This window comes from Kitasatospora sp. NPDC042419 (genome assembly GCF_056437345.1).
On record NZ_JBWKAW010000071.1, the window covers coordinates 1 to 11,076 of the forward strand.

The 11,076-nt window shown below is 73.5% G+C and carries 11 protein-coding genes, 1 rRNA gene and 1 pseudogene; 11 read left to right on the top strand and 2 right to left on the bottom strand.

Annotated elements, in window-relative coordinates:
• From rrf to AC067J_RS43460, 3 genes and pseudogenes are all read left to right on the top strand, one after another.
• Nucleotides 1-86, top strand: a 5S ribosomal RNA gene (gene rrf / locus AC067J_RS43450); the annotation flags it as partial.
• A gap of 326 nt (nucleotides 87-412) precedes the next feature.
• Nucleotides 413-1,768: pseudogene (locus AC067J_RS43455) on the top strand (hypothetical protein); the annotation flags it as partial.
• Between the two features lie 21 nt (nucleotides 1,769-1,789).
• Nucleotides 1,790-2,656: a tetratricopeptide repeat protein gene (locus tag AC067J_RS43460; protein ID WP_478308419.1), complete on the top strand. Its 867-nt coding sequence runs from the start codon at nucleotides 1,790-1,792 to the stop codon at nucleotides 2,654-2,656.
• A gap of 93 nt (nucleotides 2,657-2,749) precedes the next feature.
• Here AC067J_RS43460 and AC067J_RS43465 read toward each other — a convergent pair whose 3' ends face one another.
• The gene (locus tag AC067J_RS43465; protein ID WP_478308406.1) at nucleotides 2,750-4,120 is read right to left on the bottom strand and encodes a DUF1015 family protein; all 1,371 of its coding nucleotides are present in this window, start codon (nucleotides 4,118-4,120) and stop codon (nucleotides 2,750-2,752) included.
• Between the two features lie 93 nt (nucleotides 4,121-4,213).
• Between AC067J_RS43465 and AC067J_RS43470 the strand changes: the two genes are divergently transcribed.
• From AC067J_RS43470 to AC067J_RS43490, 5 genes are all read left to right on the top strand, one after another.
• Entirely contained in the window at nucleotides 4,214-4,825 is a 612-nt protein-coding gene (locus AC067J_RS43470; protein ID WP_478308408.1) for a tetratricopeptide repeat protein, read from the top strand.
• Nucleotides 4,826-4,886: 61 nt separating this feature from the next.
• A complete protein-coding gene (locus AC067J_RS43475; protein WP_478308409.1) occupies nucleotides 4,887-5,933 on the top strand; it encodes an HAD-IIA family hydrolase in 1,047 nt (348 codons plus the stop codon).
• A gap of 73 nt (nucleotides 5,934-6,006) precedes the next feature.
• Nucleotides 6,007-7,062 carry an iron chelate uptake ABC transporter family permease subunit gene (locus AC067J_RS43480; protein ID WP_478308411.1) on the top strand — a complete coding sequence of 352 codons (1,056 nt, stop codon included), beginning with the start codon at nucleotides 6,007-6,009 and terminating at the stop codon, nucleotides 7,060-7,062.
• Nucleotides 7,059-8,093 (top strand): FecCD family ABC transporter permease, encoded by a 1,035-nt coding sequence (locus AC067J_RS43485; protein WP_478308413.1) that lies wholly within the window; start codon nucleotides 7,059-7,061, stop codon nucleotides 8,091-8,093. Before AC067J_RS43480 ends, AC067J_RS43485 begins: the two co-directional genes overlap by 4 nt.
• On the top strand, nucleotides 8,090-8,983 hold the full coding sequence (locus AC067J_RS43490; protein WP_478308414.1) for an ABC transporter ATP-binding protein: 894 nt from the start codon (nucleotides 8,090-8,092) through the stop codon (nucleotides 8,981-8,983). Before AC067J_RS43485 ends, AC067J_RS43490 begins: the two co-directional genes overlap by 4 nt.
• Here the strand turns inward: AC067J_RS43490 and AC067J_RS43495 are convergent.
• Nucleotides 8,972-9,319, bottom strand: coding sequence for an SCP2 sterol-binding domain-containing protein (locus AC067J_RS43495; RefSeq protein ID WP_478308416.1), 348 nt, complete (start codon nucleotides 9,317-9,319; stop codon nucleotides 8,972-8,974). The genes AC067J_RS43490 and AC067J_RS43495 overlap by 12 nt on opposite strands.
• Nucleotides 9,320-9,361: 42 nt before the next feature.
• Here AC067J_RS43495 and AC067J_RS43500 point away from each other — a divergent pair, with 42 nt between their 5' ends.
• The 3 genes from AC067J_RS43500 to AC067J_RS43510 form a co-directional block, all read left to right on the top strand.
• Nucleotides 9,362-9,637 carry a hypothetical protein gene (locus AC067J_RS43500; RefSeq protein WP_478308417.1) on the top strand — a complete coding sequence of 92 codons (276 nt, stop codon included), beginning with the start codon at nucleotides 9,362-9,364 and terminating at the stop codon, nucleotides 9,635-9,637.
• 7 nt (nucleotides 9,638-9,644) lie between these two features.
• On the top strand, nucleotides 9,645-10,460 hold the full coding sequence (locus AC067J_RS43505; protein WP_125749724.1) for a TlyA family RNA methyltransferase: 816 nt from the start codon (nucleotides 9,645-9,647) through the stop codon (nucleotides 10,458-10,460).
• Nucleotides 10,457-11,076 (top strand): NAD(+)/NADH kinase (locus AC067J_RS43510; protein ID WP_478308418.1); only part of this gene is annotated, 620 nt, incomplete at its 3' end. The genes AC067J_RS43505 and AC067J_RS43510, both read left to right, overlap by 4 nt.

Sequence of the window (11,076 nt, forward strand, 5' to 3'; positions counted from 1 at the left end):
GTTACATTCCGAACCCGGAAGCTAAGCCTCACAGCGCCGATGGTACTGCAGGGGGGACCCTGTGGGAGAGTAGGACGCCGCCGAACAATCATTCAAAGCCGCGGCCCCAGCGATTCGCTGGGGCCGCGGCTTTTTTGTGTTGTAGGTACGTATGCACGGCCGGCAGGTAGGGACTTCCGCCCAGGCGCGGGGTGTCCCGGGATGTCGGACAATGGAGAAGGTGCGCGGTCACGAGGCCGGCGCCGAACCGCGTGAAGGGCAGTGGTGTCGCCCGATCCGCGGTGTAGCTGAAGCAGCAGAAGGAGTCACCACGATGTCGAACCAGCCCCAGGACCGTCCCGAGCGTCGATCGGACGACGGCCGCGGCTACGAGCCCCGGTCTCGCGGGGGCTGGTCCAACGACCGTGGTCCGCGCCGCGACGACCGTGGCAGCGATGGTCCGCGCCGCGATGACCGTGGCGGCGACCGCGGTGGCTACCGTGGCCGTGACGACCGTCCGTCCGGTGGCGGTGGCGGTTTCCGCCGTGACGACCGCCCCTCCGGCGGCTACGGCCGTGACCGTGACGACCGCGGCGGCGACCGTGGCGGTTTCCGCCGCGATGACCGCCCCTCGTCCGGTGGCGGTGGCGGTTTCCGCCGTGACGATCGCCCGTCCGGTGGTGGCGGTGGTTTCCGTCGGGATGACCGTCCCTCCGGTGGTGGCGGTGGTTTCCGTCGCGACGACCGCCCCTCGGGTGGCTACGGCCGCGACCGCGATGACCGTGGCGGCGACCGCGGTGGCTACCGTGGCCGTGATGACCGTCCGTCCGGTGGCGGTGGCGGTTTCCGCCGCGATGACCGTCCGTCCGGTGGTGGCGGCGGCTTCCGCCGTGACGACCGTCCGTCGGGTGGCTACGGCCGCGACCGTGACGACCGTGGTGGCGACCGCCCGTCCGGCGGTGGCTTCCGTGGTGGCGACCGCCCGTCCGGTGGTGGCTTCCGTCGGGATGACCGTCCGTCCGGTGGCGGTTTCCGTCGCGACGACCGCCCCTCGGGTGGCTACGGCCGTGACCGTGACGACCGTGGCGGCGACCGTCCGTCCGGCGGTGGCTTCCGTGGTGGCGACCGTCCCTCCGGTGGTGGCTTCCGTCGGGATGACCGTCCCTCCGGTGGCGGTTTCCGTCGCGACGACCGCCCCTCGGGTGGCTACGGCCGTGACCGTGACGACCGTGGTGGCGACCGTCCGTCCGGCGGTGGCTTCCGCCGTGACGACCGTCCGTCGGGTGGCTACGGCCGTGACCGTGACGACCGTGGTGGCGACCGTCCGTCCGGCGGTGGTTTCCGTCGCGACGACCGTCCCTCCGGTGGTGGCTTCCGTGGCCGCGACGACCGCCCGTCGGGCTTCCGTCGGGACGACCGGGATGACCGTCCGCGTCGCGACGACCGTCCGTCGGGTGGCTACGGCCGTGACCGTGACGACCGTGGTGGCGACCGCCCGTCCGGTGGCGGCTTCCGTCGTGACGACCGTCCCTCCGGCGGTGGCTTCCGCCGTGACGACCGTCCCTCCGGCGGCTACGGCCGTGACCGGGACGACCGCGGCGGCGACCGTGGCGGCTTCCGTCGCGACGACCGTCCCTCCGGCGGTGGCTTCCGTGGCCGTGACGACCGTGGCGGCGACCGCGGTGGCTTCCGCGGCCGTGACGACCGCGGTGGGGACCGCGGCGGCTACCGCGGCCGTGACGACCGCTCCTCCGGCGGCTACGGCCGCGACCAGGACGACCGCCGCGGCAACTACGAGCCCGTCAAGCGCCTGCCGATCCCGGAGGACGTCACCGGCTTCGAGCTGGACGCGGACGTCCGCCAGGAGCTCAAGAGCCTGCCCAAGACGCTCGCCGACGACGTCGCCCGCAACCTGGTGATGGTGGCCCGCCTGCTCGACAGCGAGCCGGAGGAGGCCTACCAGTACTCGCGCGTCGCGCTGCGGCTCGCCTCCCGCGTCGCCGCCGTCCGTGAGGCGGCCGGCTTCGCCTCGTACATGACCCAGCGCTACTCGGAGGCGCTGACCGAGTTCCGCGCCGCCCGCCGGATGACCGGCCGTGCCGACCTGTGGCCGGTGATGGCGGACTGCGAGCGCGGTCTGGGCCGCCCGGAGCGTGCGCTGGCGATGGCCGGCGAGCCCGAGGTCAAGCAGCTGGACAAGGCGGGCCAGGTCGAGATGCGCCTGGTCTCGGCCGGTGCGCGCAGCGACATGGAGCAGTTCGAGGCCGCCGTCGTCACCCTGCAGAGCCCGGAGCTGGCCTCCAGCGCCGTGCACCCGTGGACCGCGCGACTGCGGTACGCGTACGCCGAGGCGCTGATCGCGGCCGGCCGTGCCGACGAGGCCCGTGACTGGTTCGTCAAGGCGACCGAGGCCGACACCGAGGGTTCGACCAACGCAGCCGAGCGCCTGGCCGAGATCGACGGTCTGGAGTTCGTGGACGCGCTCGACCCGGAGCTGGCGGAGGAGGACGAGGCGTCCGACGAGCCGGTGGCGAAGCCCAAGGGCGGCGGCCCGGCCGACGAGCGGGAGATCTTCGAGGACGAGGAGGACGTCGAGGAGTACTACGACGACGACGACCTTGAGATCGACGAGGACTTCGACGGCGTTGCTCCGGAGCGGGCGACCGACGCCAAGTAGTCGGCAGCGGATGCCGTAGGACCGAGTGAGGCCCTGCCGCACCCCGGGAGATCCCGGAGTGCGGCAGGGCCTCACTGCGTTCCGGCTCGGTCCTCAGCCCAGTTCGAGGTTGCGCAGGACCAGTCCGGTCGCCGGCTTCGGGCCGAAGGACGTGGACTTGCGGGGCATCGTGACGCCCTGTTCGGCGAGCCGGCGGACCACGCTCTCGCGCACCGGGTGCAGCAGCACGGCGGTGCCGCCGCTGCGGGCGGCCTCGCGTTCGGCGGAGACCGCGGTGTGCAGGTAGCCGATGTCGTCGGGACCGTCGGGGATCCGCCAGGTGTGGTCGAGCAGGGTGGCGTGCAGGACGGTGGCGTCCAGGTGCCGCCACTCCTCGGGGCGGTCGTGCGGCACGGTGGCGTCGAGGAGGGCCTCGTCGGGTTCGCCGACCAGCCAGAAGACGCCGTCCCCGCCGGTGAGCAGGAAGCCGCTGCCGCCGTGCCGCTTCTGCTCGGCGAGCGCCTGCAGGGCGGTGTCGACCGGGCCGGGCACCTCCTTGACCTGCCAGTGGCTGCCGAGCCGCTCCAGCGCGTCGGAGACAGGCAGCCGGTACAGCACCCGGTGGATCGCCCGGACCCGCAGCGGGTAGCGGGCGGTGTCGACCAGCAGTACCAGACCGCGGTCCCAGGGGCTGCGCGGGAGGTGGCGGTGCTCGCGCTGGAGCCGCAGGTACATCTCCCAGCGGTGGTGGCCGTCGGCGATCAGCGCCCGGCAGGTGGCCAGGTCGCGGCCGATCTCGGCGATCTCGGCCGGGTCGGTGACGGCCCAGAGCCGGTGGTGGGTGCCGTCGGAGGTGGTCGTGGTGAGCAGGGGGTCGCCCTGGACGGCGCGCTCGACCACGCCGGCCGCCCGGCCGTCGCCGCGGTAGGTCAGCAGCAGCGGTTCGAGGTTGGCCCGGGTGGTGCGCATCAGGCCGACCCGGTCGGCGACCGGGCGGGGCATCACGTCCTCGTGGGGGAGGACCACGCCGGCCTCGCTGCCGCTGACCGCGAGGGCGCCGATCAGTCCGCGTTGCAGCAGCTCGGGGGTGTCGTCGCCGGCCGGCACGCGCTGCTCGTAGACGTAGAGCGCGGGCTCCGGGTCGGCGGCCAGGACGCCCTCGCGCTGCCACTCGCGCAGCAGCCGGGCGGCGTGCCGGTAGCGGGTGTCGCGGTCGGGGCGGTTGCCGGTGTCGTCCGGTTCGGGGCGCGGCAGGATCAGCCGGACCACGTTGTGCGGGTCGGCGGTCTCCAGGTCGAGCCGGCGGCCGGGGTCGACGACGTCGTACGGCGGTGAGGTGACGGCGGCCAGTGCGCCGACCCGGTCGGGGTCGTACCGCAGACCGCGGAAGGGGGACAGGGACAGACCTGCGGTGGCGACGTGCCCGGGATTGCCGGGGCCGCCCTGCGGAGACTCCGCTCCGCTTTCTGCACTGGGTGTGCTCATTCTGGGCATCGTAACCGGGTACGCGTTGTTCAGAGATCGGAACACCCGTGCTGGTCCGGTGGGCGGGTGTCGTGACCGAGGGCGAGGTACGGCGTGAGCGAACGCAACGAGCGGGTCGACGGGGTCGCCGGCGGCGGGGGTCTGCCGGAGGAGCAGGGGCGGCCCGGCGAGCCGGTGGGGGACGTCTACGAGTGGTTCCGCCGGGGCGGGAAGCTGCTCGCGCAGGGCAACCCGGCGGCGGCCGAGCAGCTGCTGGCCCGGGCGGCCGCCGCGGAGCCGGACTCCCGCAGCATCCGGGAGACGCTGGCGCGCGCGCAGTTCGACGCCGGGTCGTACGCGGCGGCGCTGGAGAACTTCCGGGCCGTGGCGCTGGCCGATCCCTCGGACGACTACGCTCAGTTCGGGTGGGGCGTGGCGGCGGCCCGGCTCGGGGACTTCGAGACCTCCGCCGAACACCTGGCGCTGGCCGTCGCGATGCGGCCGGACGCCGACCACTACCGGGCCGCGCTGCGGCAGACCCGGGCGACCCTGGCCGCCCGGGCGGGGGCGTTCGGGCCGCTGCTGCCGGGGGCGCCGGGCTACCTGGAGCCGCCGCGCGGTGCCGACGGCCCCGCGGAGGCGGCCGGGGACCGGGCGTCCGCACAGGAGCCGGGAACCACGGCGGGCCGGGAGCCGACCGATGAGCGGGACCGGCGTGCCGAGTGAGTCCGGTGTGACGCGCCCGACCGAGGAGTACGACCGACGCGATGAGTGAGGTAGAGCAGGCATGACCGAGACGGCCACCACCGTGCGACGGACCGCCCCGGGCGGCAGCGAGCTGCCGCTGACCGAGGCGTACGACACGGCACTGCTGGACCTCGACGGCGTGGTGTACGCCGGACCGAACGCGATCGAGCACGCCGTGGACTCGCTCGCGGTCGCCCGTGACGCGGGGATGCGGCTGGCGTACGTGACCAACAACGCGTCCCGGCCGCCCCGGGTGGTGGCCGAGCACCTGACCGAGCTGGGCGTGCCGGCCGAGCCGGCGGACGTGATCAACTCCGCCCAGGCGGCCGCCCGGGTGCTCGCCGAGAAGCTGCCGGCCGGGGCGAAGGTCCTGCTGGTGGGCGGCCTGGGGCTGGAGGAGGCGCTCGCCGAGCGCGGCCTGGTGGCCGTCCGGACGCTGGCGGAGGAGCCGCAGGCGGTCGTCCAGGGCTTCGACGCCTCGGTGGGCTGGACCCACCTGGCGGAGGCCTCGTACGCCGTGCAGTCCGGGCTGCCGTGGGTGGCGTCGAACACCGACGTGACGGTGCCGACCGCGCGCGGGATCGCGCCCGGCAACGGGATGCTGGTCGCGGCGGTGCGGGCGGCGACCGGTGTGGAGCCGGAGGTGGCGGGCAAGCCGCTGCCGCCGATGCACCGGGAGACGGTGCTGCGGACGGGCGCGAAGCGGCCGCTGGTGGTCGGGGACCGGCTGGACACCGACATCGAGGGCGCGTTCAACGGCGGGGTGGACAGCCTGCTGGTCTTCACCGGCGTGACGGATGTGGCGCAGCTGCTCGTGGCGCCGCCGGAGCACCGGCCGACGTATGTGGCGGCGGATCTGCGGGGGCTGCTGGTGGAGCAGCCGGAGGTCGTGGCGGAGGCCGGGGGCTTCGTGGTGTGCGGGGGGTGGCGGGCGTCGGTGAGCGGGGGCGAGCTGGTGCTTGAGGGTGCTGCGGGGGCGGATGTGATGGACGGGGTGCGGGCGTTGTGCGGGGCCGCCTGGTCGGCCGCGGGGGACGGGGTGTGTGCGGCGGACGCGGGGAAGGCGTTGGCGTTGTTGGGGCGGTGAGGACGGGCCGATCCCGTCGGGGTGGGGGAAGCTCGGGCGCGGGCCGGAAAATTGGGTAGGCTAACCTAACTCCGTGTTGGTTGAGAGTCCCTCCCGAGCGAGCGCGGAGCCGACGTCCGCCACCCCGTCTCCGAAACGCCGGAATTCCGTGCGCGCCGTCGGGTTGGTGGCCGCCGTCGCGGTCCTGCTGCTGGTCTGCGTCCTGAGCATCATGATCGGCGCCAAGCCGGTGCCGCTCGGCGACGTGTGGCACGGGCTGTTCCGCAACAGCGGCGTCGGCAATGACGTCGTCATCCATGACGTACGCGTCCCCCGCACCCTCCTCGGGCTGCTCGTCGGGCTCGCCCTCGGGCTCTCCGGGGCCGTGATGCAGGGGCTGACCCGTAATCCGCTCGCCGAGCCCGGACTGCTCGGGGTGAACGCGGGGGCCGCCGCCGCCGTCGTCTCGGCCATCGCGTTCCTCGGGGTGTCGGACGTCAAGGACTACGTCTGGTTCGCCTTCGTGGGAGCCGCCGTCGTCGCGGTGGTCGTCTATCTGCTCGGGGGCAGCCGCAGCGCCACTCCCGTGCGCCTGGCGCTCGCCGGGACCGCGGCCACCGCCGCCCTCTACGGGTACGTCAACGCCGTCCAGTTGCTGAACTCCGCCGCCCTCGACCGGCTGCGGTTCTGGACCGTCGGGTCGCTCGCCTCCGCCGACATGCAGACCGTCCGCCAGGTCGCCCCCTTCATCCTGGGGGGCGCCGTCCTCGCGCTGCTCATCGCGCGGCCCCTGAACGCCATGGAGATGGGCGACGACACCGCCCGGGCGCTCGGCGCGAACATCAACCGGACCCGGGTCGTCGCCATGGTCTCCGTGACCCTGATGTGCGGCGCCGCCACCGCGGCCTGCGGGCCCATCGTGTTCCTCGGCCTGATGGTCCCGTACATGGTGCGGGCGGTCACCGGGCCCGACATGCGCTGGATCCTGCCGTACGCGGCCGTCCTCGCGCCGGTCCTGCTGCTCGGCTCCGACGTCGTCGGCCGGCTCGTCGCCCGGCCCTCCGAGCTCCAGGTCGGCATCGTGACCGCCCTCATCGGCGGGCCCGTCTTCATCCGACTCGTACGCCGCAAGAGGATGGCCCAGCTGTGACCACCAAGACCCTGCGGGCCGGCGGCGGGCTCTCCGTACGGTACGAGCCCCGGGCCGCGCTCTCCGTCCTCGGCCTGCTCGTCCTGACCGCCGCCGTCGCCGTCGTCCTCATCGGCACCGGGGACTTCCCCATGACGCCCGGCGAGGTCGTCGACACGCTCCTCGGCAAGGGCACCGTCGTCCAGGAGTTCGCCGTCATGGACCTGCGGCTGCCGCGGGTCCTCGTCGCCGTCCTCGTCGGCGCCGCGCTCGCCGTCGGCGGGGCCGTCTTCCAGTCGGTGTCCCGCAATCCGCTCGGCAGCCCCGACGTCATCGGCTTCGGCCAGGGCGCCACCGTCGGCGCGCTCGCCGTCATCGTCCTCTTCCGGGGCGACGCCGCCGCCGCGGCCGGCGGGGCCGTCATCGGCGGGCTCGTCACCGGTGTGACGATCTACCTCCTCGCGTGGAAGAAGGGCGTGCACGGCTACCGGCTCGTCCTCGTCGGCATCGGCGCCGCCGCCATGCTCACCTCCGTCATCCACTACCTGATCACCAAGGCCGACCTGGTCGACGCCACCCGCGCCACCGTGTGGATGACCGGCTCCCTCGACGGGCGCGACTGGTCCCAGTTCTGGCCGCTGTTCGCCGTCTGCTGCGTCCTGCTGCCGCTCGTCCTCGGCCACGGCCGGGCCCTGCGCATGCTGGAGATGGGCGACGACGCCGCGTACGCCCTCGGGGTGAGGGTCGAGCGAACCCGGATCGTCCTCATGGCCTCGGCGGTGCTGCTCGTCGCCGTCGCCACCTCGGCCGCCGGGCCGATCGTCTTCGTCTCGCTGAGCGCGCCCCAGCTGGCCCGCCGGCTGACCCGGGCGCCCGGCCCCAACCTCGCCGCCTCCGCCCTCATGGGCTCGGCGCTGCTGCTCGGCGCCGACTGGATCGCCACCAACGCCTTCGGCGAGCGCCAGCTGCCGGTCGGCGTCGTCACCGGCATCCTCGGCGGCTGCTATCTGCTCTGGCTGCTCGTCACCGAACGCAAGGCGGGCCGGATATGACCACGAACAAGGACAACAGGAGTACGGACATGACCGGTCGGCAGAAGCAGCGTCTCAGTGCGGAATCGGTCACCCTCGCGTACGAACAGCGCGTCATCGCCCGCGACCTGTCCGTCGAGATCCCCGACCACTCCTTCACCGTCATCGTCGGGCCCAACGCCTGCGGCAAGTCGACCCTGCTGCGCGCCCTCTCCCGGATGCTGAAGCCCTCCGAGGGGCAGGTCCTGCTCGACGGGGCGTCGATCCACTCCTTGCCCGCCAAGAAGGTCGCCAAGACCCTCGGCCTGCTGCCCCAGTCCTCCATCGCTCCCGACGGCATCACCGTCGCCGACCTCGTCGCCCGCGGCCGCTACCCGCACCAGGGACTGCTGCGCCAGTGGTCGCCCGAGGACGAGCGGATCGTCCAGGAGTCGATGGCCTCGACCGGCGTCGCCGAACTGGCCGAGCGGTACGTCGACGAGCTCTCCGGCGGTCAGCGCCAGCGCGTCTGGATCGCCATGGCGCTCGCCCAGCAGACGCCGCTGCTGCTCCTCGACGAGCCGACGACCTTCCTCGACATCCAGCACCAGATCGACGTCCTCGACCTGTGCGCCGAGCTGCACGAGACGCAGGGCCGGACGCTCGTCGCCGTCCTGCACGACCTCAATCACGCGGCCCGGTACGCGACCCACCTCATCGCCGTCCGCGACGGCGAGGTCGTCGCCGAGGGCCCGCCGTCCGAGGTCGTCACGGCCGAGCTCGTCGAGCGGGTCTTCGGGCTGCGCTGCCAGATCATCGAGGACCCGGAGACCGGGACGCCGCTGGTCGTGCCGGCCGGACGCAAGGCCCGGGGCCGCAGGGCGGCGCAGGAGCCCGCCGTACAGGCACAGGAGCCCGCCCTACAGAAGTGAGCGCAGCTTCAGCAGGTCGCGGAAGCCGGCCTCCAGCCTGACCCGGCCGGAGCCCCAGGCCTTGGCGAAGCTCAGCTCGCCGCCCACCAGGGCCACCAGGTCGTCGCCGGTCATCGCGAGCCGGATCTGCGCCTTCGCCGGCGGCGGGCCCTGCACCGTGTCCTCGACCTCGATCCGGCCACCCGCGAGACGGCCCGTGAAGGTCGTGTCGAGGTCCGTGAGGTGGCAGCTCAGGGTGCGGTCGAGCGCGGTCGCACCCCGCACGTCACCGTCGGCCCGCGCGAGATTGTCCGAAAGTCTGTCCAGTGCGCCACGGCACTCAGTGATCGTCGCCATCGCCGACGACCGTACCCCAGGGCTTCGCGATAGCGTCGGGGGATGAGCGAAGCGACGACCGAGCCGGAGCCCACCGAGCGGGAAGCGACGGGTGCCGCGGAGGACCACGCGCCCGCCGCGCCCGCCCCGCTCGGCGTCGACCGGGAGCCCACCGGCCACGCCGCCATCGACGCCCACTTGGCGCGTCTCGCCGAAGTGGACCACCTCCCGGCGGACGGACACCTGGAGGTGTACGAGGATGTACACCGTGGACTGCGCGCCGAGCTGACCTCGCTCGACGCACACCCCGCACCCCGTCCGCACGACAACAGGAGCTGAACCGAACGTGGCAGGAGTGGCACGCCGCCGTCTCGACGCCGAGCTGGTACGGCGCAAGCTCGCGCGCTCGCGCGAGCACGCCAGCCAGCTGATCGCCGCGGGCCGGGTGACCGTCGGCAAGACCGTCGCCACCAAGCCCGCCACCCAGGTCGAGACCGCCGCGGCCATCGTCGTCGTCCAGGACGACTCCGACCCCGACTACGTCTCGCGCGGCGGCCACAAGCTCGCCGGGGCCTTCGAGGCCTTCGTCCCGCTCGGGCTGGAGGTCGAGGGCCGGCGCGCCCTGGACGCCGGGGCCTCCACCGGCGGCTTCACCGACGTGCTGCTGCGCGCCGGCGCGTCCCACGTCGTCGCCGTCGACGTCGGCTACGGGCAGCTCGCCTGGTCGCTCCAGAGCGACGAGCGCGTCACCGTGAAGGACCGGACGAACGTACGCGAGTTGACGCTCGACGCCATCGACGGCGTCCCCGTCGACCTCGTCGTCGGCGACCTGTCGTTCATCCCGCTCGGCCTCGTCCTGCCCGCCCTGGCGGCGTGCACGGCACCCGGCGCCGACCTCGTCCTGATGGTGAAGCCGCAGTTCGAGGTGGGCAAGGAACGGCTCGGTACGGGCGGGGTCGTGCGGAGCACCGAACTCCGCGCCGACGCCGTGAAGAACGTGGCCCGGCGGGCCGCCGAGCTCGGACTCGGCGTCCTCGGCGTCACCGCGAGCCCGCTGCCCGGACCCTCCGGGAACGTCGAGTACTTTCTGTGGCTGCGGGCAGGCGCGCCCGCGCTCGATCCGGCGGACGTCGACCGCGCCGTGGCGGAGGGACCTCGTTGAGCTCAACGGCAGCACCATCGGGAACATCACGCACCGTCTTCCTGCTCGCGCACACCGGCAGGCCCGCCGCCGTGCGCAGCGCCGAACTGGTCGTCCTGGGGCTGCTGCGCTGCGGCATCGGCGTCCGCGTCCTGGAGGCCGAGGCCTCGGACCTGCCGCTGCCGCCGTCCGTCGAGAAGGTGCCGGAGGCCTGCTCCGACGCGCTCGACGGCTGTGAGCTGCTCGTCGTCCTCGGCGGTGACGGCACGCTGCTGCGAGGCGCCGAGTTCTCCCGGGCCTCCGGGGTGCCGATGCTCGGGATCAACCTGGGTCGCGTCGGCTTCCTCGCGGAGGCCGAGCGCGACGACCTCGACAAGGTCGTCGACCGGGTCGTCACCAAGGCGTACGAGGTCGAGGAGCGCATGACCCTCGACGTCGTCGTGTACGAGAACGGCGACGTCCTGCACCGCGACTGGGCCCTCAACGAGGCGGCCGTCCAGAAGGTGTCGCCGGAGCGGATGCTGGAGGTCGTACTCGCGATCGACGGCCGCCCGGTGACCGGCTTCGGCTGCGACGGGGTGATCTGCGCGACACCGACCGGCTCCACCGCGTACGCCTTCTCGGCGGGCGGACCGGT

Bases quoted from the DNA above. Each gene is read 5' to 3' on its own strand.
- AC067J_RS43495 (WP_478308416.1), bottom strand. From the start codon at position 9,319: ATGGCGACGATCACTGAGTGCCGTGGCGCACTGGACAGACTTTCGGAC.
- AC067J_RS43490 (WP_478308414.1), top strand. From the start codon at position 8,090: ATGACCACGAACAAGGACAACAGGAGTACGGACATGACCGGTCGGCAG.
- AC067J_RS43475 (WP_478308409.1), top strand. From the start codon at position 4,887: ATGACCGAGACGGCCACCACCGTGCGACGGACCGCCCCGGGCGGCAGC.
- AC067J_RS43465 (WP_478308406.1), bottom strand. From the start codon at position 4,120: ATGAGCACACCCAGTGCAGAAAGCGGAGCGGAGTCTCCGCAGGGCGGC.
- AC067J_RS43500 (WP_478308417.1), top strand. From the start codon at position 9,362: ATGAGCGAAGCGACGACCGAGCCGGAGCCCACCGAGCGGGAAGCGACG.